Source organism: Streptomyces sp. NPDC002734, from assembly GCF_040295685.1.
Taxonomy (GTDB): Bacteria; Actinomycetota; Actinomycetes; order Streptomycetales; family Streptomycetaceae; genus Streptomyces.
This window is the reverse complement of the sequence record NZ_JBEOVU010000037.1, coordinates 33,964-58,239: the sequence shown is the minus strand read 5'-3', so window position 1 is coordinate 58,239 and position 24,276 is coordinate 33,964. Positions and strand designations below refer to the sequence as shown.

At 71.7% G+C, this 24,276-nt stretch carries 17 protein-coding genes and 1 tRNA gene; 6 read left to right on the top strand and 12 right to left on the bottom strand.

Annotated features, from left to right (window positions below):
• Positions 1-35: 35 nt before the first annotated feature.
• Positions 36-1,856, bottom strand: a complete 1,821-nt coding sequence (locus ABT026_RS27080) for a bifunctional metallophosphatase/5'-nucleotidase (protein ID WP_351117770.1) — start codon at positions 1,854-1,856, stop codon at positions 36-38.
• 172 nt (positions 1,857-2,028) lie between these two features.
• Between ABT026_RS27080 and ABT026_RS27075 the strand changes: the two genes are divergently transcribed.
• Entirely contained in the window at positions 2,029-2,757 is a 729-nt protein-coding gene (locus ABT026_RS27075) for an SIMPL domain-containing protein (RefSeq protein WP_351117769.1), read from the top strand.
• A 111-nt stretch (positions 2,758-2,868) separates the two neighbouring features.
• Positions 2,869-4,293: a pyruvate kinase gene (gene pyk / locus ABT026_RS27070; protein WP_351117768.1), complete on the top strand. Its 1,425-nt coding sequence runs from the start codon at positions 2,869-2,871 to the stop codon at positions 4,291-4,293.
• A gap of 11 nt (positions 4,294-4,304) precedes the next feature.
• Here pyk and ABT026_RS27065 read toward each other — a convergent pair whose 3' ends face one another.
• Positions 4,305-5,078: a transcriptional regulator gene (locus ABT026_RS27065; protein ID WP_351117767.1), complete on the bottom strand. Its 774-nt coding sequence runs from the start codon at positions 5,076-5,078 to the stop codon at positions 4,305-4,307.
• Positions 5,079-5,181: 103 nt separating this feature from the next.
• Positions 5,182-5,255 (bottom strand) — tRNA-Leu (locus tag ABT026_RS27060).
• A 103-nt stretch (positions 5,256-5,358) separates the two neighbouring features.
• Between ABT026_RS27060 and ABT026_RS27055 the strand changes: the two genes are divergently transcribed.
• Positions 5,359-6,009, top strand: a complete 651-nt coding sequence (locus ABT026_RS27055) for an ANTAR domain-containing response regulator (RefSeq protein ID WP_351117766.1) — start codon at positions 5,359-5,361, stop codon at positions 6,007-6,009.
• A 94-nt stretch (positions 6,010-6,103) separates the two neighbouring features.
• On the opposite strand, the gene ABT026_RS27050 is transcribed toward ABT026_RS27055, so the two are convergent.
• From ABT026_RS27050 to ABT026_RS27020, 7 genes are all read right to left on the bottom strand, one after another.
• Positions 6,104-6,820 carry an ABC transporter ATP-binding protein gene (locus ABT026_RS27050; protein ID WP_351117765.1) on the bottom strand — a complete coding sequence of 239 codons (717 nt, stop codon included), beginning with the start codon at positions 6,818-6,820 and terminating at the stop codon, positions 6,104-6,106.
• Complete coding sequence (locus ABT026_RS27045; RefSeq protein WP_351117764.1) at positions 6,817-7,716, bottom strand: ABC transporter ATP-binding protein; 900 nt, start codon at positions 7,714-7,716, stop codon at positions 6,817-6,819. Before ABT026_RS27045 ends, ABT026_RS27050 begins: the two co-directional genes overlap by 4 nt.
• A gap of 5 nt (positions 7,717-7,721) precedes the next feature.
• Positions 7,722-9,497, bottom strand: a complete 1,776-nt coding sequence (locus tag ABT026_RS27040; protein WP_351117763.1) for a branched-chain amino acid ABC transporter permease — start codon at positions 9,495-9,497, stop codon at positions 7,722-7,724.
• A gap of 5 nt (positions 9,498-9,502) precedes the next feature.
• A complete protein-coding gene (locus ABT026_RS27035) occupies positions 9,503-10,432 on the bottom strand; it encodes a branched-chain amino acid ABC transporter permease (RefSeq protein WP_351117762.1) in 930 nt (309 codons plus the stop codon).
• A 110-nt stretch (positions 10,433-10,542) separates the two neighbouring features.
• Positions 10,543-11,772, bottom strand: coding sequence for a branched-chain amino acid ABC transporter substrate-binding protein (locus ABT026_RS27030; RefSeq protein ID WP_351117761.1), 1,230 nt, complete (start codon positions 11,770-11,772; stop codon positions 10,543-10,545).
• Positions 11,773-12,220: 448 nt separating this feature from the next.
• Positions 12,221-12,673 (bottom strand): hotdog fold thioesterase, encoded by a 453-nt coding sequence (locus ABT026_RS27025; protein ID WP_351117760.1) that lies wholly within the window; start codon positions 12,671-12,673, stop codon positions 12,221-12,223.
• Positions 12,674-12,774: 101 nt separating this feature from the next.
• Complete coding sequence (locus ABT026_RS27020) at positions 12,775-15,054, bottom strand: FdhF/YdeP family oxidoreductase (protein WP_351117759.1); 2,280 nt, start codon at positions 15,052-15,054, stop codon at positions 12,775-12,777.
• A 253-nt stretch (positions 15,055-15,307) separates the two neighbouring features.
• Here ABT026_RS27020 and polA point away from each other — a divergent pair, with 253 nt between their 5' ends.
• Positions 15,308-18,040 carry a DNA polymerase I gene (gene polA, locus ABT026_RS27015; RefSeq protein WP_351117758.1) on the top strand — a complete coding sequence of 911 codons (2,733 nt, stop codon included), beginning with the start codon at positions 15,308-15,310 and terminating at the stop codon, positions 18,038-18,040.
• 208 nt (positions 18,041-18,248) lie between these two features.
• Positions 18,249-18,632, top strand: coding sequence for a hypothetical protein (locus tag ABT026_RS27010; RefSeq protein ID WP_351117757.1), 384 nt, complete (start codon positions 18,249-18,251; stop codon positions 18,630-18,632).
• Here ABT026_RS27010 and ABT026_RS27005 read toward each other — a convergent pair.
• A complete protein-coding gene (locus ABT026_RS27005) occupies positions 18,535-19,464 on the bottom strand; it encodes a DUF4184 family protein (protein WP_351117756.1) in 930 nt (309 codons plus the stop codon). The genes ABT026_RS27010 and ABT026_RS27005 overlap by 98 nt on opposite strands.
• A gap of 334 nt (positions 19,465-19,798) precedes the next feature.
• Between ABT026_RS27005 and ABT026_RS27000 the strand changes: the two genes are divergently transcribed.
• On the top strand, positions 19,799-21,502 hold the full coding sequence (locus tag ABT026_RS27000) for a lytic transglycosylase domain-containing protein (protein WP_351117755.1): 1,704 nt from the start codon (positions 19,799-19,801) through the stop codon (positions 21,500-21,502).
• A gap of 155 nt (positions 21,503-21,657) precedes the next feature.
• On the opposite strand, the gene hrpB is transcribed toward ABT026_RS27000, so the two are convergent.
• Positions 21,658-24,243 (bottom strand): ATP-dependent helicase HrpB, encoded by a 2,586-nt coding sequence (hrpB, locus tag ABT026_RS26995; RefSeq protein WP_351117791.1) that lies wholly within the window; start codon positions 24,241-24,243, stop codon positions 21,658-21,660.
• Between the last annotated feature and the right edge of the window lie 33 nt (positions 24,244-24,276).

Here is a 24,276-nt window from a genome sequence, read left to right as displayed (position 1 = left end):
CGACCGGACCACAGCCCGGCCCCGCACCACAGGAACTAGAAGACCGGGACGCCGTCCCGCGTCAGACGCCAGTCCACCGACGCGAAGTCCTTCGGGTCCAGCACACCCTTCGCCGTCACCCACTCCGCGATCCGCGTCCGGATCTCCGTCGACTCCGCCCACACCTCGGGCGCCGACGCCACGTGCGGGTACGCGCTGCCGCCGTTCGCCCGGTAGTTGTTCACCGCCATCACGAACTTCTTGTCCGCCGGCACCGCCGCGCCCTCGAACGTCAGGTTCTTGATCCGCGAACCCGCCGGCTGCGCGATGTCGATGTCGTACTTCACGCCCGACACGTAGTCGTACGCGTAGTCCGGACGGTTCCCCGCGTTCGTCAGCGTGTTCACGTCCACCGGCGCGCCCGGAGCGACCTGCGCGTAGTACAGCGCCGAGAACTCCAGGTAGTCCTTCAGCTGCGCACCCGTCAGGACCTTCGCCACCAGCGTGTTGTCGTACACGTACAGGCTCGACAGGTCCCGGATCGTCACCTCGCCCGCCGGGATCTCCGACGTCCGCGAGAACGGCGACGCCTGCGCCACCACCGGCAGCGAGGCGTACTCGGTGCCGGCCAGCGCGGCCTTCACCACGTCCTCCTGCACCTTCGCGATCAGGTCGATGATCGGCTCGTCCTTGTACCGCGCCTCCACCGTCGTCAGCGTCACCGTGGCCGTGCCGACCACCTGGTTGACGTACTCGACGACCGCGTCGTGCTGCTCCTGCAGCAGCCCCACGATCTCCGGGTCCTCGACCGCGTCCTTGGAGTCGCGCAGCGACGCCTTCACCGACTCCACCGACCAGCGGCCCTTGTCGAAGACCAGCTCGATGTCGAAGAGCGACAGCCGCTCACCCCACATCAGCGGCTCGGACAGCACGACCTCCTTGCCCGACTCCTCGTTCACCACCCGCAGCTCGGCGATCTCCTTGTGGGCGTGACCCACCAGGATCGCGTCGATGCCCGGAACCAGCCGCGCCACGTTCGCCGCGGAGTTCTCCACATACGGAAGCTGGTCGCTCCACGAGGACGTGCCCGAGGTGCCCGAGTGCGCCGAGACGATCACCACGTCCGCGCCCATCGCCCGCAGCTTCGGCACCCACAGCGCGGCCTGCTCCTCCAGACCCGGGAACTTCAGCTTGCCCTGCACATAGGCCTTGTCCCAGATCGCGATGCCCGGGTTCGTCAGACCCAGGACCGCCACCTTCACCGGACGCGCCGAACCGGGGACGTGGAAGGACTTGAGGAAGTACGGGGGGAACGCCGGCTTCAGCGTCGTCGCGTCCACCGCGTTGGCGCCGAGCAGCGGGAAGTCGCACTGCGACTCGAACTTCCGCAGCAGCTCGATGCCGTAGTTGAACTCGTGGTTGCCCAGCGCGACCGCGTCGTAGCCGATCTTGTTCATCGCCCGCGCCATCGGGTGCACCGGACCGCCCGCGGCGGTGATCGGGTCCACCTTGGCGTAGTAGTACGTCAGCGGCGTGCCCTGGATGGTGTCACCGGCGTCGATCAGCATCGTCCGCCCGGCGCCCTTCTCCTGGCGCACCTCCTTCACCAGGGAGGAGATGCGCGCCAGACCCAGCGCGTTGCCCGCCGCGTCCTTGTACTGGGCGTCCTTGTAGTAGTCCCAGTTGAAGACGTTGCCGTGCAGGTCGGTGGAGCCCATCACCGTCAGGGAGAAACGCTTCCCCGGACGACCCTGGGCCTCGACGGCCGCCACCGGGGCCGCCTGAGCGGCCGGAGCTCCCATCACACCTCCCGCCAGCGCCACACCCGCACCCGTCACAGCGGACTTCTTCAGAAACTTCCGGCGATCCAACGCCATGCTCCCGCACCTTCCCGACAACACATCCGGACAACAAGCCCAACGCTCAATACCAACGCGCGTAGATTCTTCACCACGCGCCCCCGTCGCCGACAGATCCGCCAGGTTGCGATCCGGTAAGCGACCAGCCAAAACCCGGCAACCCGCACCCGCGCCTGCCACCGTGACGCCCATGAGCGCCGAACCCGCCACCGAAGCGACGCCCCTCCCCGCCGCCGGCCCCACCGCCGAACACCCCCGCGTCGCCGTCCGCGGCGAGGCCCACCTCGAGGTCGACCCCGAGGTCGCCCGCATCACCCTCACCGTCACCGCTCGCGGCACCGACCGCCGCGACGCCGTCGGCAACCTCACCCGACGCAACAACGCCGCCCTCGAACTCCTCAAGACCTACGGCGACGCCGTCGCCCACACCGAGACCGGCACCCTCTCCATCACCCCCGAGACCGCCCAGCGCGGCCGCGGCGAACGCATCCGCGCCTACAACGGCCGCGTCACCCTCACCGCCGAGATCACCGACTTCACCGTCCTCGGCGAACTCACCACCCGCCTCGCCGACCTCGACCACACCAGCGTCCACGGCCCCCACTGGTCCCTGCGCCCCGACTCGCCCGCCCACCGCCGCGCCCGCCAGGAAGCCGTCCGCCAGGCCGTCGTCCGCGCCCGCGAATACGCCGAGGCGCTCGGCACCACCCTCACCGGCGTCATCGACATCGCCGACATCGGCGCCGACACCGGCGCCGCCTCCCGCAGCGGTGGCCGACCCGGCCTCGGCGGACCCGCGGCCGCCCCCGGAGCTTCCCGCGGAGCCGCCGAGGAGCCCGCCCTCGCCCTCGAACCCCGCCGCCAGCACGTCCGCGCGACCGTCAACGCCCGCTTCACCATGGCCCCGCCGACGCTCTGAACCGGTCCCGATATCGAACCCTCATTCACCTCAACCACTGTTGCCGTGCAGGTTGTTGAACAGAACGCCAACACGAACGGCCTACCCGCCGGTAAGCCCTAGGGTCGAACCATGCGCCGAGCAAAAATCGTCTGCACCCTGGGGCCCGCCACCCACGCCTACGACCGCGTCAAGGCACTCGTCGACGCCGGCATGGACGTGGCCCGCTTCAACCTCAGCCACGGCAGCTACGCCGAACACGAGGAGCGCTACCACCGCGTGCGCCAGGCCGCCGACGACACCGGCCGCAGCGTCGGCACCCTCGCCGACCTCCAGGGCCCCAAGATCCGCCTTGGCAGCTTCCGCGAAGGCCCCGTCCTGCTCGAGCGCGGCGACGCCTTCACCATCAGCGTCGAACCCGGCGCCGAGGGCGACCGTCACCGCTGCGGCACCACCTACCACGGCCTCGCCAACGACGTCGCCGTCGGCGAACGCGTCCTCGTCGACGACGGCAAGGTCACCCTCGAGGTCCGCCGCATCGAAGGCCCCCTCATCCACACCGTCGTCGTCGAAGGAGGCATGGTCTCCGACCACAAGGGCCTCAACCTCCCCGGCGTCGCCGTCTCCGTGCCCGCCCTCTCCGACAAGGACGAGGCCGACCTGCGCTGGGCGCTGCGCACCGGCTTCGACGTCATCGCCCTCTCCTTCGTCCGCAGCGCGCTCGACGTCAAGGACGTCCACCGCATCATGGAGGAGGAAGGCCGCCGGCTCCCCGTCATCGCCAAGATCGAGAAGCCCCAGGCGGTCGAGAACATCGAGGAGATCGTCGCCGCCTTCGACGGCATCATGGTCGCCCGCGGCGACCTGGGCGTCGAACTGCCCCTGGAACAGGTGCCGATCGTGCAGAAGCGGGCCATCAAGCTCGCCAAGCGCAACGCCAAGCCCGTCATCGTCGCCACCCAGATGCTCGACTCGATGGTCGACAACTCCCGGCCCACCCGCGCCGAGGCCTCCGACGTCGCCAACGCCGTCATCGACGGCACCGACGCGGTCATGCTGAGCGGCGAGACCAGCGTCGGCAAATACCCCGTGGAGACGGTGCGCACCATGGCGCGCATCGTCGAGGCGGCCGAGGAGGACATCCTCGCCAAGGGACTGCCCCCGATGACCGAGCGGAACAAGCCGCGCACCCAGGGCGGGGCGGTGGCCCGCGCCGCGGCGGACATGGGCGACTTCCTCGGCGCCAAGTTCCTCGTCGCCTTCACCCAGTCCGGCGACACCGTGCGCCGGCTCGCCCGCTACCGCTCCCCGATCCCGGTCCTCGCCTTCACCCCCGAGCCCGCCACCCGCTCCCAGCTCAGCCTCACCTGGGGCGTCGAGACCTTCCTCGGCCCGCACGTCGACTCCACCGACGCGATGGTCGACCAGGTCGACGAGCTGCTCCTGAAGTACGGGCGCTGCGCCAAGGGCGACACGGTGGTCATCACGGCGGGCTCCCCGCCCGGGGTCTCCGGCACCACCAACCTGGTGCGGGTCCACCACATCGGGGTGGACTGACCGCCCGGGGGTCAGTACTTGGGGCCGACGTGGGCGTCCATCAGCGCGACCGACGCCTTCCGGGCGACGGAGACGTTGAAGGGGTTCCCGTTGCGGGAGCAGACCTTCCACTCGACGCCGAGCCGATCGAGGGTGTCGGTGAACAGGCGCCGGATGTCGGCGGAGACGTTGGTGAAGAAGTACCGGGGATACTCGTAGCGCTTCACCTCGCCGCCCACCGTGCGGGTCGTCCAGTTGGTGACGCGGCACCCGTCGGAGTGGATCAGCCCTCGGACGAACTCCCAGGGGTGGGCCTCCACGACGGACTGCTGCCACGGGGCGAGGACGATGGCTCGGTCGTGCTTGCGTCCCGGGCCGTGCTGCGGGAAGAGGCAGGTCCAGTGCTTGCTGGCCATGGTCACCATCGTGCAGCCCTGTTTCGGTACACGGAACGCGCTGTGGTCGGGCCGGACCGCGCGAAGCGCGCTCTCGCACGCGTCGATCAGGCCCGGCCAGGCGTCGGCGCAGGCGATCCGCATGACGTAACTCGACGCGCGGCTCCTGCTGATGCATCCATCGCCGAGGTAGAGCCCCAGCAGGTACGAGTAGGCGGCGGGGTCGCCGGGCGGCTGCGGAATCGGCAGGCACCGCTCGCAGGAACCGCCCGTGCGCTGAAGGGGGATCAGCCGCACCTGCCATTCCCGGATCGCGGCGCGGGAGACACCCAGTTCCTTGCTCACGGAGTTGAGACTCCGGCCCTGGGCGACGAGGGCGAGGGCTCGTGCTCGTGTGGCGATGTGGTGCATGCGCTCACTGTCAGGTACTAGTGAGGGCGGCGCACAGCAAAAAGCGGATGTTCACCGAAAGGGAAGCATCCGCCGAATTTGCTGCCTTCGCATCGAAGGAAAGTGCCCCGGGTGGGATTCGAACCCACACTGAATACCTTTTGAGGGTATCGTCTCTGCCGATTGGACTACCGGAGCTCCTGCGAATCCAAGGTTCCTTAGGACCCGCTGTGTCTTTACCTTACCGCAGCTAGGTAAGGTCTTGTCAGCAGTACCCTGCCCTGATGCCCGAGGAGCCAGCGTGACCGCCCCCGAGTCCCCGCAGCCCGTTGAAGACGACGACAAGTCCCACGTCCCCCCGCAGACCACCCGTGTGGTGATCGCCGAGGACGAGGCCCTGATCCGGCTGGATCTCAAGGAGATGCTGGAGGAGGAGGGCTACACGGTCGTCGGTGAGGCCGGGGACGGCGAGCGGGCCGTGGAGCTGGCGCGGGAGCACCGGCCGGACCTGGTGATCCTGGACGTGAAGATGCCCAAGCTGGACGGCATCTCCGCCGCGGAGAAGATCGCCGAGGAGTCGATCGCCCCCGTGCTGATGCTGACCGCGTTCTCCCAGCGCGAGCTGGTGGAGCGGGCGCGGGACGCCGGCGCGATGGCGTACCTGGTGAAGCCGTTCTCGAAGAGCGACGTGGTGCCGGCGATCGAGATGGCGGTGTCCCGCTTCACGGAGATGAAGGAGCTGGAGAAGGAGATCGCCGATCTCTCCCAGCGGCTGGAGACCCGCAAGCTGGTGGACCGGGCGAAGTCGATCCTGCAGACGGAGTACGGGCTGAGCGAGCCGGCCGCGTTCCGGTGGATCCAGAAGACGTCGATGGACCGCCGGATGTCGATGCAGCAGGTCGCGGAGGCGGTTATCGCGGACTCCGAGGAGAAGAAGGCCGGCCGCGGCTGACCGCGGGCGGCGGCGTGCGTGAGGTGCGACGGGCGAGGCCCGTACCCCGGTTGCCGGGGTACGGGCCTCGTGCGTGGTGCGGGCGGCGGGGCGGTCAGTCCTCGCCGAGGTAGGCCTTGCGGACGGACTCGTCGTGGAGGAGTTCCCGGCCGCTGCCGGTGAGGGTGATCTTGCCGACCTCCATCACGTAGCCCTGGTCGGCGAGCGAGAGCGCCGCCTGGGCGTTCTGCTCGACGAGCAGGATGGTGGTGCCCTGGGACTTGAGCTCGGTGATGGTCGCCATGATCTTCTGCATCATGATCGGCGAGAGACCCATGGAGGGCTCGTCGAGCATGAGCAGCTTGGGCTGCGACATCAGGGCGCGGCCCATGGCGAGCATCTGCTGCTCGCCGCCGGAGAGGGTTCCGGCGGCCTGCCTGCGGCGTTCCCCGAGGATGGGGAAGAGGTCGTAGGCGCGCTGGATGTCCTTGGCGATGCCGGCCTTGTCGTCGCGGAGGTAGGCGCCGAGCCGCAGGTTGTCCTCGATGGACATGCGGGGGAAGATGTGGCGCCCTTCGGGCGAGTGGGCGAGGCCGAGGCTGACGACCTTGTGCGCGGGGACCTTGCTGAGGTCCTTGCCCTCGAAGCGGATGTTGCCGCCGCTGGGCTTGAGGAGTCCCGACAGGGTGCGCAGGGTGGTGGTCTTGCCGGCGCCGTTGGTGCCGATGAGGGTGACGACCTGGCCGGCGTCGACCTTGAAGCTGATGCCCTTGACGGCTTCGATCTTGCCGTAGGCGACGCGGAGGTCCTCGACCTCGAGGAGTGCGGTCATCGGTCGTTCTCCTTGCCGGTTCCGGCGTCGTCCTGCTCCGTGCCGTCGGCCCGGGGGGCCTCGGGTGCGGGGGCGGGTGCGGCGCTGTCGGCGGCGGTGGTGTCTTCGTAGGGTTCGCCGAGGTAGGCGGCGATGACGCGTTCGTCGCGCTGGACGACTTCGGCGGGGCCCTCGACGATCTTCTCGCCCTGGACGAGCACGGCGACGCGGTCGCACAGGTTCATGATGAACCGGATGTCGTGCTCGATCACGACGATGGCGATGCCGCGGTCGCGGATGGCGAAGACGAGTTCCTCGGTGGCCCGGGTCTCGGCGGGGTTCATGCCGGCGGTGGGCTCGTCGAGGAGGAGGAGGCCGGGCTCGCTGGCGAGGGCGCGGGCGATCTCGAGCTTGCGCTGCTCGCCGTAGGGGAGGTTGCGGGCGAGGTGGTCGGCCTTGTGGTCGAGGCCGACGAACTCGAGGAGTTCCATGGCCTTCTCGCGGGACTCCTCCTCGGCCCGCTTGAAGCCGGGCAGGCGCAGGAGGGCCGACCAGAGGCCTTCCTTGGTCCTGGTGTGGCGGCCGACGAGGACGTTCTCCAGAACGGTCATGTTGGCGAAGAGCCGGATGTTCTGGAAGGTCCGGGCGATGCCCGCCTGGGTGACCAGGTGCGGCTTGGGCGGGAGGACGGTGTCCTTGTACCGGACCGTGCCGCTGGTGGGGACGTAGAGGCCGGTCAGGCAGTTGAAGAAGGTGGTCTTGCCCGCGCCGTTGGGTCCGATGAGTCCGACGATCTCGCCGCTGTTGACGGTGAGGTTGACGTCGCGGACGGCGGTGAGGCCGCCGAACTTCATGGTGACGCCGGTGACGTCGAGGACCTTGGTGATGGTCGCTGCGGTGGTGCTCGTAGTGGTCATGGCGGTCACGCCCCTGCCTTGGCGACGCCGGTGGCGCCCTCGGGAAGCGTCGCGTCGTCCGGTACGTCGGTCTGTCCGGTCTCGTGGAACTCCAGCTGCTTGCGGCGGTCGGCGACCAGGCCTTCGGGGCGGAAGCGCATGAGGAGCATGAGCGCGATGCCGAAGAGCAGCAGCTGCCACTCCGCCATGAACTGGAGTTTGGCCGGGATGAGGTAGAGCAGGGCGGCGCCGATGAGGGGGCCGCTGATGGTGCCCATGCCGCCGAGGATGACGGCGGCGAGCAGGAAGGCCGAGTTGGGCGGCACGGAGCCGGCGAACTGGTACTGCTCGGGCGTGATGCTGTAGGAGACGTGGGCCTGGACCGAGCCGGCGAGGCCGGCGAGGCCGGCGCCGAGGGCGAAGGCGAGCAGCTTGAGCCGGAAGCCGTTGATGCCCATGGCGGTGGCGGCGGTCTCGTCCTCGCGGATGGCGACCCAGGCGCGGCCGATGCGGGATTCCGCGGAGCGGCGGAAGACCATCACGACGATCGCCGTGAAGAGGAGCATCAGCAGGTAGTAGTTGCCGGGGCGGGTCAGCTGGAAGCCGAGGACGTCGTGCGGCAGCCCGAAGTTGAACCCGAAGAGTTCGAGGTCGGGGATGTTGGGGATGCCGTTGGAGCCGTTGGTGACGTCGGGTCCGCTGGTGCCGTTGAGGCTGTTGACGGTGATGCGGAAGATCTCACCGAAGCCGAGGGTGACGATGGCGAGGTAGTCGCCGCGCAGCCGCAGGGTGGGGGCGCCGATGAGGACGCCGAAGATCAGGGACGCGGCGACGCCGGTGAGGGCGGCGGCCCAGAAGGGGAAGTGGACGCCGATGGTCGACTGCGGGGAGCCGGAAACCAGGGCGGCGGCGTAGGCGCCGACGCCGAGGAAGGCGACGTAGCCGAGGTCGAGGAGGCCGGCGAGGCCGACGACGACGTTGAGGCCCAGGGCGACCGTGGCGAAGATCAGGATGTTGGCGCCGATGAGCGCGAACTGGTCGTTGGTCTGGGTGAAGGGGAAGCAGATGGCGGCGGCGAAGGCCGCGGTGAGGGTGACGGTGCGGTGCTTGGCGGTGAGTGCCGAGAGCCGCTTGAGGAGTCCGGCGCGCAGGACGGCGGCGAAGCCGAAGGCGGCGAGGACGACGAACCCGATGAAGAGTTCGGAGTACTCGGTGGCGATGCCGTAGGCGAAGATCCACAGGCCGATGCCGAAGGCGGCGGTGATGATCAGGATCTCGGCCCAGGCGGGGAGGTCCTTGGCGCGGGCCGGGTCGGGCGCGGAGAACGCGTTGCGGAACCTGCCCAGGGCGTCGGCGTGGTCGTCGTGGGGCTGGTCGGCGGGGAGGCCGAGGGCGCCGATGACGGCGAGGAGGGCGCCTGCGCCGGCGAGCCAGCCGCCGGGCTCGAGGTTGACGAGGCCGCCGAGTTCGTAGCTGATGGCGCCGATGGCGTAGCCGGTCACGCCGAACACGCTGAGGGCGGCGAGGCGGACGGGGCTGTTGGTGCCGCCGGGGGTGAGCCAGGCGAGGCCCCGGATGCGGTATCCGGAGAGGGTGAACAGCAGGGTGAGGACGGCGCCGACGAGGGTGAGGACCTGGAGGCCGCCGGGGTAGCCGGTGACGGTGAGGTCGCCGGGGAAGGCGCTGGTCCAGGTCCAGGGGAGGAAGGTGCCGGCGAGGGCCAGGACGGCTCCGGCGAGGGTGACGACGCGTGCCGTGGAGGCCGGCAGGGAGATGAGCGGGCTGGTGTTCGTGCTGGTCATCGGTATCACGCCCTGTCCGCGACGCGTTCGCCGAGCAGGCCTTGGGGCCGGACCAGGAGGACGATGATGAGGAGGGCGAAGGCCCACACGTCCTTCCAGCCGCCGCCTCCGAAGAGTTCCATGCCGGGGATCTCGCTGATGTAGCCGGTGGCGAGGGACTCGGCGACGCCGAGGACGACGCCTCCGAGCATGGCGCCGTAGATGTTGCCGATGCCGCCGAGCACGGCGGCGGTGAACGCCTTGAGGCCCATGAGGAAGCCCATGCGGAAGCCGATCTGGCCGTTCTTGAGCCCGTAGGCGACGGCGGCGACGGCGGCGAACGCGGCACCGATGGCGAAGGCCATGACGATGATGCGGTCGGTGTTGATGCCCATCAGCTTCGCGGTGTCGGGGTCCTGGCTGGTGGCCTGCATGCCGCGGCCGGTGCGCGTCTTGTTGACGAAGAACCCGAGGGCGATCATGCACAGCGGTGCGGCGATCAGGACGAAGAGGTCACCGCGCTGGATGTGGGCGCCCAGGATGCTGAGGGCGTCGCCTTCGAAGCGGGGGAAGGGCACGTCCTTCTTGGCGTCGGGGTATCCCATCCAGACGAGCTGCTGGAGCGCGATGGAGAGGCCGATGGCCGTGATGAGGGGGGCCAGCCGCGGTGCGGTGCGCAGGGGGCGGTAGGCGAACCGTTCCGCCGCCACGGCGACGAGGACCGACACGATCACGCCGCCGAGGATCATCAGGGGGATGGCGGTGATCAGGCCGAGGCTGCTGGGCAGGGCCGTGTAGACGGTGAGCGCCCCGAAGCCTCCGACCATGAATATCTCGCCGTGGGCGAAGTTGATGAGCTGGACGATGCCATAGACCATCGTGTAGCCGATCGCGATGAGTCCGTACATCGCGCCGAGGATGAGTCCATTGGCCAGCTGTTGCGGCAGTTCGTGCACCGCAGGGCCTCCGTTGGGTGGTTCGGATATGGCGCCGCGCGGGAGCGCTGGTGGGCGCGCCCGCGCGGCCTAGGTCAATGCGTGGTGCCGGCCTGCTCGGCCTGCGTAGGTCAGCCGAGCTCGGGAGCGCCGCTGAACTCGGAGGCCCAGGCTCCGCTCTTGACCTTGTAGGCGGTCATCGTCTTGTTGGTGGTGTCACCGAACTCGTCGAAGGAGATCGGGCCGGTGACGCCGTCGAACTTGATCTTGCTCATGGCGTCCAGGACGGCCTTGCGGCTGTCGTCGGGGAGCTTGCCGTCGTTGCCCTCGACGGCCAGCTTGACGGCCTCGATGATGGCCCAGGTGGCGTCGTAGGTGAGGCCGCCGTAGGCCTCGTAGGCGTCCTCGTAGCCCTCGGCCTCGTAGTTGGCGAGGAACTCCTTGGCGGAGTCGAGCTTCTCGACGGGCTCGCCGACGGAGGTGGCGAGGTCGCCCTCGGCCTTCTTGTTCAGCTTCGGGTACTCGCCGGAGTAGATGCCGTCGCCGCCCATGAGCGGGATGTCCTGGCCGCTGTCCTTGAGCGCCTGGCTCAGGGGAGCGGCGGCCGGGTACTCGCCGCCGTAGTAGAGGGCGTCCGCGCCGGTCTTCTTGATCTTGGTGACGACGGCGTTGAAGTCACGGTCGTCGGGGTTGATGTGGTCCGAGCCGACGATCTTGCCGCCGAGCTTGGTGTAGTTCGCCTTGAAGGAGGCGGCGAGACCGGCGCCGTAGGTCTTCTGGTCGTCGATCAGGTACGCCTTCTTGATGCCCGCCTCCTTGTAGAGGTACTCGGCGGCGAACGCGCCCTGGACCTCGTCGGTGGTGGCGGTGCGGAAGAAGGTCTTGAACGGGCGGACCGAGTTGCCGGTCTTCCAGCCGTCGCCCTGGGTGAGCTCGGTGCCGGTGTTGGCCGGGGAGACCTGGGTCAGGCCGGCGTCGTTGAACGGCTTCTGCATCTGCTGCGAGACGCTGGAGTTCAGCGGGCCGACGACGCCGACCACGGTCTTGTCGCTGATGAACTTCTGCGCGTTCTGCGCACCCACGCCAGGCTGGGCCTGGTCGTCGAGGGGCTGGACCTCGAAGGTGACGCCTTCGACGAACTTCTTCTTGTTGGCGATCTTCGCGGCGAGGTCGGCGGAGTTCTTCATGCCGAGGCCCAGTGCGGAGAGGTCGCCGCTGAGCGGGGCGTCGAGGCCGATGACGACCTTGACGTCGCCGCCGGAGTCGCCGCCCTTGCCGCCTTCGTCGCGCGATCCGCAGGCGGTGAGGGTGAGTGCTCCCGCCGCCAGCGCGGCGGTCAGTGCGAGGAGACGTTGACGCACGTTGTGTCCTTTCCCTGGCACGGCCGTTCCGGTCCGGAGCGCGGCCGAGTCGAGGCGCTGGGCGGATTTGCTGTTCCCACGGCGCGGTGACTGGCGGTGACTCTAGGCGGGAGGTGGTTATGCGGAGGAGTGCCTGACCAATGCTGTGACGCTCTTGTTATGACACGAGGTAATGCAGAGCGGTAAGGAGTGGGTGGAAGAGGTTAATTCCGGCGGATTCAGCCGGTCCACATGTTGAGAAATCGCAGACGGGAGCCCATCGGTGTTCAGGTGTCTTTTCGTTTTGACTCATTACTTGACATCGCTGTCGCCCTGAGAGCCCGAGATAGATGAATGCGCCACGCATTCTTTTTGCGAAAGTTACACTGCGTTACTTTCGGAAACCGCGAAGGCGCCCGGCCGTATACGGCCGGGCGCCTTCGGGTCGTGCGGGGGAAGGGCTGCGGTGTCAGGCGTCGCGCAGGAGACAGGTGAGGCGGGCGCTGCAGACCCGGCGGTCCTGCTCGTCGCTGATCACGATCTCGTAGGTGGCCGTGGAGCGGCCGCGGTGCACGGGGGTGGCGACGCCGGTGACGGAACCGGACTGGAGGCCGCGGTGGTGCGTGCAGTTGAGGTCCACACCGACCGCGATCTTGGCCGGGCCGCCGTGCAGCATCGAGCCGACCGAGCCCAGGGTCTCCGCGAGGACCGCGGAGGCCCCGCCGTGCAGCAGGCCGTAGGGCTGCGTGTTGCCCTCGACCGGCATGGTGCCCACGACGCGCTCGGCGGAGGCCTCCAGGATGTCGATGCCCATGCGGTTGCCGAGGGCCCCGGCGGAGAAGAGGGCGGGCAGGTCGACGCCGAGGCTGGCGTACTCGTCGAGGACTTCCTGCGGAAACTTCACGGTGTTCTGCTCGCCCATGGGGCCGGCTCCAATTCGTTCGGGGAGACCTGGTGCGGTGGTGCCGCCGAGGACCGGCGCCTCGGGTGGCGACGCCGGAACGGCTGCGCCTGAGCAAACGCTCAGTCGGTTCGGGATTGTTCCAGACGGATCACCACGGACTTGCTGGCCGGGGTGTTGCTGACGTCCGCGGTGGAATCCAGCGGTACGAGGACATTTGTCTCCGGATAGTAGGCGGCGGCGCAGCGCCGCGCCGTGGGGTAGTGCACGAGCCGGAATCCGGGAGCCCGGCGCTCCACGCCGTCGCTCCACTCGGAGACCAGGTCGACGTAGGAGCCGTCGGCGACGCCGAGTTCGGCGGCGTCCTCGGGGTGCACCAGGACGACCCGGCGGCCGCCGTGGATGCCGCGGTAGCGGTCGTCGAGGCCGTAGATCGTGGTGTTGTACTGGTCGTGGGAGCGCAGGGTCTGCAGCAGCAGGCGTCCCTCGGGGATCTGCGGGAACTCGACCGGCGCGGCGGTGAAGTTGGCCTTGCCGGTGGCGGTGGGGAAGCGGCGCTCGTCGCGCGGGGCGTGCGGGAGGGTGAAACCGCCGGGGCGCGCGATGCGGGCGTTGAAGTCCTCGAAGCCGGGCACCACGCGCGCGACGCGGTCGCGGACGGCGGCGTAGTCCTTCTCGAACTCCTCCCAGGGGGTGGTGCTTCGGGCGCCGAGGACGCGGCGGGCGAGGCGGCAGACGATGGCGGGCTCGGAGAGCAGGTGCGGGCTCGCCGGCACGAGGCGGCCGCGGGAGGCGTGCACCATGCCCATGGAGTCCTCGACGGTGACGAACTGCTCGCCGCTCGCCTGCAGGTCGCGCTCGGTGCGGCCGAGGGTGGGCAGGATCAGGGCGCGGGCGCCGGTGACGGCGTGCGAGCGGTTCAGCTTGGTGGAGACGTGGACGGTGAGGCGGGCGCGCCGCATCGCGTTCTCGGTGACGTCGGTGTCGGGGGTCGCGGCGACGAAGTTGCCGCCCATGGCGAAGAAGACCTTGGCGGCTCCGTCGCGCATCGCGCGGATGGCGTTGACCACGTCGAGGCCGTGGTGGCGGGGCGGGGCGAAGCCGAACTCGCGCTCCAGGGCGTCGAGGAAGGCGGGGGCGGGGCGCTCGAAGATGCCCATGGTGCGGTCGCCCTGGACGTTGGAGTGCCCGCGCACGGGGCAGACGCCGGCGCCCGGCCGGCCGATCGCTCCGCGCAGCAGGAGGAGGTTGACGACCTCGCGGATGGTGGGCACCGAGTGCTTGTGCTGGGTCAGGCCCATGGCCCAGCAGACGACGGTGCGCTCGGAGGCGAGGATCATGTCCAGGGCGCGCTGGATCTCCTCGCGGGTCAGACCGGTGGCGGCGAGGGTCTCCTCCCAGTCGGCGCAGCGGGCCGCCTTCTCGAACTCCTCGTAGCCGTGGGTGTGTTCACGGACGAAGTCCTCGTCGACGGCGCCCTCGGTCTCCAGGACGAGCTTGTTGAGGAGGCGGAAGAGGGCCTGGTCGCCGCCGATGCGGATCTGGAGGAACAGGTCGGTGAGGGCGGTGCCGGTGGTGAGCCCCTTGGGCGTCTGCGGGTTCTTGAACCGCTCGAGCCCCGCCTCGGGCAGCGGGTTGACGCTGATGATCCTCGCGCCGGCGGCCTTGGCCTTCTCCAGGGCGGTGAGCATGCGCGGGTGGTTGGTGCCGGGGTTCTGCCCGGCGACGATGATCAGGTCCGCCTGGTGGAGGTCCTCGAGGCTGACGCTGCCCTTGCCGATGCCGATGGTCTCCGTCAGGGCGGAGCCGGAGGACTCGTGGCACATGTTGGAGCAGTCCGGCAGGTTGTTGGTGCCGAGCTCGCGGGCGAACAGCTGGTAGAGGAAGGCCGCTTCGTTGCTCGTGCGCCCCGAGGTGTAGAAGACGGCCTGGTCGGGGGAGTCCAGGGCGTGGATCTCCTCGGCGATCACGTCGAAGGCCTCGTCCCAGCCGATGGGCTCGTAGTGGGTGGCGCCCTCGGCGAGGTACACGGGGTGGGTGAGGCGGCCCTGCTGGCCCAGCCAGTAGCCGCTGCGGCCCGCGAGGTCGGCGACGGAGTGGGCGGCGAAGAACTCGGGGGTGACGCGGCGGAGGGTGGCCTCCTCGGCGACGGCCTTGGCGCCGTTCTCGCAGAACTCGGCGGCGTGCCGCTTGTCGCCCTCCGGCCAGGCGCAGCCGGGGCAGTCGAAGCCGTCCTTCTGGTTCACCCGCAGCAGGGTCAGGGCGGTGCGGCGGACGCCCATCTGCTGCTGGGCGATGCGCAGGGTGTGGCCGAGGGCGGGCAGGCCGGCCGCGGCGTGCTTGGGGTCGGTGACGCGGGGGGCGTCCTGCGCGGGATCGGCGGCGGGGGGCTTGCTCGCCATGGCGCTCACCTCTTCTGCACCGGTGGTGCGGGGGTCTCTCCGGCTGCGGTCCGGCTGTCTCCAAGATCCTTGCACGGGGCCGCCGCGGCGCGGGAGGGCTGTGGACAAGCCTCCGCGAGACCTGTGGACAACGCCCGCGAAGCCGCCCCGGGCGTCACCGTCAGGAGTGACGGGCGCTCGAGCGGCGGTGGAGGGGCGCTGCGGTCTGCCGCAGGTGGGCGCGGCTGTCGGCGGGGCGTGGCAGGATCGGGGTGTGGTGGATACAGCATCGAAGAAGACCGACACGAACCCCGCCGGTGAGCGTCCGCGGCTGATGCTCATGGACGGGCACTCCCTCGCGTACCGCGCGTTCTTCGCGCTGCCCGCGGAGAACTTCACGACGGCGCAGGGGCAGCCGACCAACGCGATCTACGGCTTCGCGTCGATGCTGGCGAACACGCTGCGTGACGAGGCGCCGACGCACTTCGCCGTGGCGTTCGACGTGTCCCGCAAGACGTGGCGGGCCGAGGAGTTCACCGAGTACAAGGCGAACCGGGCGAAGACGCCGGACGAGTTCCGGGGTCAGGTGGAGCTGATCGGCGAGCTGCTGGACGCGATGGCCGTGCGGCGGTTCGCGGTGGACGGCTTCGAGGCCGACGACATCATCGCGACGCTGGCGACGCAGGCCGAGGCGGAGGGCTTCGACGTCCTGATCGTCACGGGCGACCGCGACTCGTTCCAGCTGGTCTCCGAGCGCACCACGGTGCTGTACCCGACCAAGGGCGTCTCGGAGCTGACCCGGTTCACGCCGGAGAAGGTGTTCGAGAAGTACGGTCTGACGCCCGCCCAGTACCCGGACTTCGCGGCGCTGCGCGGTGACCCGTCGGACAACCTGCCGGGCATCCCGGGCGTGGGCGAGAAGACGGCCGCGAAGTGGATCAACCAGTTCGGCTCGTTCGCGGAGCTGGTCGAGCGGGCCGAGGAGGTCAAGGGGAAGGCCGGGCAGAACTTCCGCGACCACCTGGAGTCGGTGAAGCTGAACCGCCGGCTGACCGAGATGGTCCGGGACGTCGAGCTGCCGGCGGGCGTCCCCGCGCTGGAGCGCGCCGCCTACGACCGCAAGGCGGTCGCGATGATCCTCGACACCCTGGAGATCAGGAACCCCTCGCTGCGGGAGCGGCTGTTCGCGGTCGACCCCGGCGCCGAGGAGGAGGAGGGCCCCTCGCCCGCCGCGCAGAGCGGCGTGGAGCTGGACGGCTCCGTGCTGTCCACCGGCGAGCTGGCGCCGTGGCTGGCGGAGCACGGGCAGGACGGGCCGCTGGGCGTGGCCGCGGTCGGCGCGTGGGCGCTGGGCGCGGGTTCGGTGGCCGAGGTGGCGCTGGCAGCCTCGGGCGGCGAGGCGGCCTGGTTCGACCCGTCGCAGCTGGACGAGGCCGACGAGAAGGCGTGGGCGGCCTGGCTCGCGGACGAGGCGCGGCCCAAGGTCTTCCACAACGTCAAGCACGCGATGCGGCTGTTCGGCGAGCACGGCTGGACGGTCGCGGGCGTGAGCATGGACACCGCGCTCGCGGCCTACCTGGTGAAGCCGGGCCGCCGCTCCTTCGACCTGGACGCGCTGTCGCTGGAGTACCTGGGCCGCGAGCTCGCCCCGGCCGCGGCGGCCGGCGGGCAGCTCGCCTTCGGCGCGGACGACGACGCCGAGGCCGAGGCCCTGATGGTGCAGGCGCTGGCGGTGCTGGACCTCGCGGTCGCCTTCGAGGGCAAGCTGGAGGACGTGGGCGCCGCCGGGCTGCTGCGCGACATGGAGCTGCCGACCTCGGCGCTGCTGGCGCGCATGGAGCGGCACGGCATCGCCGCCGACCGCGAGCACCTGCGGAACATGGAGCAGATGTTCGCGGGCGCGGTCCAGCAGGCCGTGCGGGAGGCCCACGAGGCCGCCGGCCACGAGTTCAACCTCGGCTCCCCGAAGCAGCTGCAGGAGGTCCTCTTCGGCGAGCTGGGCCTGCCGAAGACCAAGAAGACCAAGACCGGCTACACCACGGACGCGGACGCGCTGGCCTGGCTGGCGGCGCAGACCGGGAACGAGCTGCCGGTGATCATGCTGCGCCACCGTGAGCAGGCGAAGCTGCGCACCACGGTCGAGGGCCTGATCAAGACGATCTCCGCGGACGGCCGCATCCACACCACCTTCAACCAGACGGTGGCGGCCACCGGCCGGCTCTCCTCGACCGACCCCAACCTTCAGAACATCCCGGTCCGCACGGACGAGGGGCGGGCCATCCGCCGCGGGTTCGTGGTCGGCGCGGGCTACGAGTCGCTGATGACGGCGGACTACAGCCAGATCGAACTGCGGGTGATGGCGCACCTGTCGGAGGACGAGGGCCTGCTCGAGGCGTTCGCCTCCGGCGAGGACCTGCACAACACGGTCGCCTCCCAGGTGTTCGCGGTGGACCGCTCACAGGTCGACCCCGAGATGCGGCGGAAGATCAAGGCGATGTCCTACGGCCTGGCCTACGGACTGTCCGCGTTCGGCCTCTCGCAGCAGCTGAACATCGAGGCCGGTGAGGCGCGGGCCCTGATGGACACGTACTTCGAGCGGTTCGGCGGCGTGCGGGACTACCTCCACCGGGTGGTCGAGGAGGCCCGCGCGACGGGTTACACCGAGACGATCCTCGGCCGCCGCCGCTACCTGCCCGACCTCAACAGCGACAACCGGCAGCGCCGGGAGGCGGCGGAGCGGATGGCGCTCAACGCGCCGATCCAGGGCACGGCGGCGGACATCGTGAAGATCGCCATGCTGAAGGTGGACGCGGCGCTGCGGGAGGCCGACCTGACCTCGCGGCTCCTGCTCCAGGTGCACGACGAAATCGTGCTGGAGATCGCCCCCGGCGAGCGGGAGGCGGTGGAGGAGCTGGTCCGCCGCGAGATGGCCGGGGCGGTCACGCTGCGGGCGCCGCTGGACGTGTCCGTCGGCGTCGGCCCCGACTGGGAGTCCGCGGCGCACTGACCGCCCCCCGGGCCCCGGCCCCGGGACGGTCGCCGGCGGGGCGCCCCCAATGTGCGGGTGGCCCGCCGTCGCGCGGACCTGCCGGTACGGTGACCTGCTGGTACGGTCCCGCAGACCTGGCCGGGAGCGGCCCGGCGGCAGGCGGCGTGTCACTCGGGCGGACCCCGTGGGGGCGACGTGGTGCGGGGGCCGGAGAAGGATGCGGGGCATGGGTATACGCATGCTCGGCCGGCCCACGGCGGGAGCGGAAGCGGTCATATCCGCGCTGCGCCCGCCGGTGCGCCCCGTCGCCCCCGCCGCGAGCACGGTCCGTCGTCACCTCGGGTGGACGACGGGGGCGCGCAGGCAGGCCCGTGACCTCTGGGAGGCGGTGGCCGGCCGTCAGCCGGTGGTCGTCCTGTCCCTGGCCGTGGGCCCCGCGCAGGCGGTGGCCCGCCGGACCTGGGGGCTGGTGATCCGCGTGGTCCGCCCGGGCGCCTCCCGCCGGATCGCGGTCACCGTGGTGCCGCTGCGCGGCTTCCCGTCGCTTCCTTCGCCTCCGTCCCCCCGGCCGCCGCACGCGGGCCCCGGGGCGGGCGCCGCCACACCCTGACGGCGGTCCCGTACACCAGCAGCCCCACGGCGAGCCCGGCGCCCGCACCGAAGCAGAGCGTCGGGATGATCTCCCAGGGCCGGGCGACGTGCCCCCAGTGGGCCCACCAGCGCATCACCCGCGTCGTCGCCGCGGACCCCGCGCACAGCGCGAGCAGCGCCCCGGCCGCCCACCGGTCCCGCCGTGACAGCTCCGGCAGCCCCGGCAGCCCCGCCCGGTCGTCGACCGAGCCGCTGATGAAGCCGCCGTCCGAGCCGTCGCCGCCGTGGGGCACGGAGCGCCGCAGCGCGCGGACCAGGAACCACAGGATGACCACCGCGGCCACCGCCGATCCTCCGTACTGCATGTACCAGTACAGCGGCGAGCCGGCGATCTCCTCGCCCAGCACGGGGAAGACCCGCATGCCCCACTGGTCGAGGTGCGTGAACGCGTCCCACACCACGTGGGTGAGCGCCCCCAGCACCGCCGACAGGTACCAGGCGGCCGCCAGGCGCGGCCGGGGCCTCGCCCGTGGTGTCCCGCAGCGCGTCAGCACCGCGGCCCGCCCGCGCACCCGTCGCGGCAGCAGCGCCACCAGCGGTTCCCGCAGCAGCAGCCACGCCCCCACCAGCAGCCAGGTGATGGCCACGTCGACCGTGAGGACTCCCGCGAACGAGTGGGTGACGTCCCCGAAGACCATGGCGTCGGGCAGCGCGCTCGCCGCGTAGTACGTCATGTCGGGGGCGAACGACCCGGCCACCAGGACGGAGGGCACCAGGAGGGCGGCCCGACCGGTGCCGTCGGCGCGCATCGCGGGCAGGACGGCCACGGCGTGGCTGAGGGTGAACGGCAAGAACGGCTCCCGGTCCCGGAGGGCGCGGCGGTGGCGGCGCGGCACGACGGTGCGCGCGACGGCTCCGCGGCGCGACGGTGCGGCGGCGCGGAGGGGACCGCGCCCGCGGTGAGAAGGGACGTCGGTGGTCGCCCAGCGGTTCCCGGGGCGACCGACGTCCGAATTCCGTACGCGCAGCCCTGTAGATGTCCTTTCCAATCGCCTGAAATCGGACACCAACGGGTAGGCGGGCGACTCAAGTTGTCGTAGGGTCACCTGATTGTGGTATCGAATCCCTGTCCGCGTGACGGGCCGGGAGGGCAAGAGGTCGGTCGTCCAGGGAGGGGAACGCTCGATGGCGGCGCATATCGGCAGGCATCTGCGCAGGGGAGCGGCGACCACGGCGGTGGCCGCGGTCGCGGTCGCGGCGCTGACGGCTTCGCAGGCGCCGGGGGTGGCCGAGAGGCCCAGATCCGAGACCGGCGACTCCCAGCCGATACCGGACCCCGCCGAGCTTCCGGGCGACGACTCGTACTTCACGGATCTCCCGCAGCTGAAGTCCCCGGCCGGCGGCAAGGCCGAGTCCGCCATTCCGGCGACCGTCCTCGACGCCTACAAGAAGGCCGAGGCGACGCTGCGCCAGGAGAAGCCCGGCTGCAACCTGCCCTGGGAACTCCTCGCCGCCATCGGCCAGGTGGAGTCCGGTCAGGCCCGCGGCGGCAAGGTCGACAGTGCGGGCACCACCCCACCGGACAAGCCGATCCTCGGCCCGCCGCTCAACGGCAAGGGCTTCGCGCACATCAGCGACACCGACAACGGCGCCTTCGACAACGACACGAAGTACGACCATGCCGTCGGTCCCATGCAGTTCATCCCCTCGACCTGGGCCTGGGCCGGCAAGGACGGCAACGCGGACGGGAAGAAGGACCCCAACAACGTCTACGACGCGGCGCTGGCGGCCGGCAACTACCTGTGCCGCTACAACTGGGACCTCTCCGACAAGGCGGACCTCGAGCGGGCGATCCTCAGCTACAACAACTCGCGTGACTACCTGAACACCGTGCTGCGGTGGATGGAGACCTTCCGCGACGGCGTCCAGGAGATCCCGGACGGCACGGGCAGCGTGCCGGTCCACCGCAACGACGACCCGCTCCTCGTCACGCCCACCTCGCCGTCCGCCCCGCCCTCCTCGGGCCCGGGCGGCGGCACGAACTCCGGTGGCGGCAGCGGCAACAGCGGCGGCGGCAACGGAAGCGGCACGCCCGGCGGCGGCTCGACCAAGCCGCCCACCGCTCCGCCGACCACGCCGCCCGCCCCGGGCGAGCCGGCGACGCCCACCGACAGGGTGCACCACCTGGAGCACGCCACCGACGCCTCCCTCAGCACGATGGCGGGCACCACCTTCGGCGAGGACATCGCGGCCCGGGCCGAGACCGCCGCGGGCGTCGGCGTCGGCACGGTGCGGATCAGGTTCACCATCGTCGGCGACACCGACACGGTGTTCACCGGCGGCGAGGACGTCGCCACCGTGCGGACCGACAGCCGCGGCGTCGCGACCGCGCCCGCGCTGGTGGCCGGTGAGCGCACCGGAGAGTTCACGGTCCGCGCCACCGTCGTCGGCCGTGACGTCACGGCCGTCGAATGGGAGGCGGCGGTCACCGTCCGCACGGCGGACAAGATCGCCCTGATCGAGGGCGAGCCGCTGGTGTGCGCGGTGGGCGGGAAGTTCGACGAGGCGGCGCTCACCTTCTCCGCCACCCGCAACGGCGCCCCCGCCGCGAAGGTCGGGGCCACCGTCACGCTGGTGAAGGCGGCGGACGACCTCACCGAGAACGACAACGGCCCCTACTTCGAGGACGCGGACGGCAAGGCGGTGCGCACGCTGGAGCTCACCACCGACGCCGACGGCGTGCTGGAGCTGCCGACGCTGTTCGCGGGCGACACGGCCGGCACCTACCTGCTGCTCGTCGAGACGCCGGGCGGCGGCAAGAAGACCGTGGAGCTCACGGTGGACGCCGCCGGGGACGCCACCGCCGGTGAGGCCGCCGACACGGCCTGACCGTCCCACCCCTCAGGCATCCCAGGCTTCTCAGGCAACGACGCCGGGGCCGCCCCACCGGGCGGCCCCGGCGTCTGCCGTTCCCGGGGCTGCATCCCGTCCCGTTCCCGGCAGCCCGTTCCGTTCCCGGGGCGGCACCCCGGGCTCCCGCGCGCTCAGCGGCGGAGACGGGCGTTGGTGTGCCGGGTGGGGGTCGCCGAGGACGGATCCTCGGGCCACGGATGCTTCGGGTAGCGCCCCCGCAGCTCCGCCCGCACCCCCCGGTACCCGTCACGCCAGAACGACGCCAGGTCCGCCGTGACCGCCGCGGGACGCCCGGCCGGCGACAGCAGGTGGACCAGGACCGGCGCCCCCGCCACCGTCGGGGACGTGGCGAGGCCGAACATCTCCTGCAGCTTCACCGCCAGCACCGGCTGCCGCGGGTCGCTGTAGTCGACGCGGACGCGGGAGCCCGACGGCACCTCCAGCCGCTCCGGCGCCAGCTCGTCCAGCCGCGCCGCCTCGCCCGACGCCCACGGCAGCAGGCGGGACAGCCCCTGCCCCGCCTCGATCCGGGACAGGTCGGCGCGGCGCCGCGCCCGCCCCAGCTCCGGCTCCAGCCACTCGTCGGCCCGCTCCAGCAGGGCCTCGTCCGACACCTCGGGCCAGGGGTCGCCCAGGCGCCCGCGCAGGAAAGCCAGCCGCTGCCGCAGCACCCGGGCGTCCTGCGACCAACGCAGCAGGCCGAGGCCCTCCGCGCGCAGCCCGTCCAGCAGCGCCGCGCGGATCCGCTCCGGGGCGGCGTTCCGCAGCGGCCGGACCACCAGCTCGACGGCGCCGAGCCGCTCCACCCGGCGGGCCACCACGTCGCCGTCGGCCCAGCGGACCTCCTCGCCCTCCGCGTACAGCGGCGCCGCCGCGCGGCGGGCGGTGTCCTCGTCGACCACCGCGGCCAGCCGGATGCGGGCGTGGTCCTTCCCCACCGGGCGGTCGGCCACCGCCACGGCCAGCCAGGACCCGTCCCGCAGCGGCGAACCCTCCGGGAGCCGGGCCCGCGTGCCGCCGGCCATCAGACAGGACCCGCCCTCCACCCGGCCCACCCGCTCCGGGAACGCCAGCGCCGCCACCACCCCGGCCACCGCGTCGTCAACCGACGGCCGGCCGCTCCCGTCCCGGGAATCCGCAGCGGGCCCCGCGGCCGGGGAGGCGGCGTGACCTGAAGCGGCCCCCGCACCCCCCGCCCCCTCCCCGGCCAGGGACCGCAGCCGGCGGGCCTCCGTCCGCCAGCGCCCTCCGTACGCGTCGCCGCCCCGGCGGGCCGAACGCAGGGCCGAGGCCAGGTCGTCGCCGTAGGAACGCGGCACCTCCTCGCTGAGCAGCGCCACCACCTCGGCCGCCGCCCGGGCGCCGACCAGCGGCGCGGCGTCCAGCAGGGCCCGGCCCAGCCGGGGGTGCAGGCCGAGCCGGGCCAGCCGGACGCCCCGCCCGGTGGCCCGGCCGTCGTCGCCGATCGCACCGACCGCCGACAGCACCGACCGCGCGGCGGCCATCGCCCCGGCCGGGGGAGGGTCGAGCAGGGCCAGCCCGGCGGCGTCGGGGGCGCCCCAGCAGGCGGCCTGCAGGGCGAACGCCGTGAGGTCGGCGACCTGGATCTCCGGCGCGGGGAAGGAGGGCAGCCGGACGTCCTCCGCCTCGCTCCAGCAGCGGTACACCGTGCCCGGCGCCTCACGCCCCGCGCGGCCCGCCCGCTGCCGTCCGGCCGCCCGGGAGGCGCGCACGGTGGCCAGCGACCCCAGGCCCCGGGCGTGGTCGACGCGCGGCTCGCGGGCCAGACCCGAGTCGACCACGACGCGGACGCCCGGGACGGTGAGCGAGGACTCGGCCACCGACGTGGCGAGCACCACCCGGCGGCGCCCGGCGGGAGAGAGCACGGCGTCCTGCACCGCGGCGGGCGCCCGGCCGTGCACCTGGAGCACGTCCACGCCGTCCGCGGACAGGCCGTCCAGGGCGCCGGCGACCCGGGCGATCTCACCGACGCCGGGGAGGAAGCACAGGACGTCGCCGTCCCGCTCGGTCAGCGCGCGGCGGACCACCTGGGCGACGTGGGACAGCAGGGCGGGGTCGACGCGTGTGCCGTGCGGCGGGCGCACCGTCCCCGGCGGCGGCGCCCACACCGTGTCGACCGGGTGGGCGGTGCCGTGCGCCTCCACCACGGGGGCGTCGCCGAGGAGCCGCGCCCAGCCCTCGGCGTCGGTGGTGGCGGAGGCGGCGACCAGCCGCAGCTCGGGGCGCAGGTTCTCCCGGACGTCCAGCAGGAAGGCCGCGGCGGTGTCGGCGTCCAGATGACGCTCGTGGCACTCGTCCAGGACGACGGTGTCCACCCCGGCGAGTTCCTGGTCGCGCTGCAACCGCTGCAGCAGGACGCCGGTGGTGACCACCTCGACCCGGGTGCGGGAGGAGACGGAGCGGTCGCCGCGGACCGTGTAGCCGACCGTCCCGCCGACGTCCTCGCCCAGCAGCCAGGCCATCCGGCGGGCCGCGGCGCGGGCGGCGATCCGGCGTGGCTCGGCCACGACCACCTTGCCGCCCTGCCCGCCGGCCAGGCCCTGCCCGTCGGTCAGCCCGGCCAGGGCGAGGGGGACGAGGGTGGTCTTGCCGGTTCCCGGCGGCGCGCAGAGGACGGCCGCGCCGTGGCCCTCCAGCGCCCCCGCGAGCAACGGCAGGGCGGATCGGACGGGCAGGTCACGGGCGGCGTCTCGCATCACCCGCCCAGTCTCCCAGGGGCCGCCGGACCC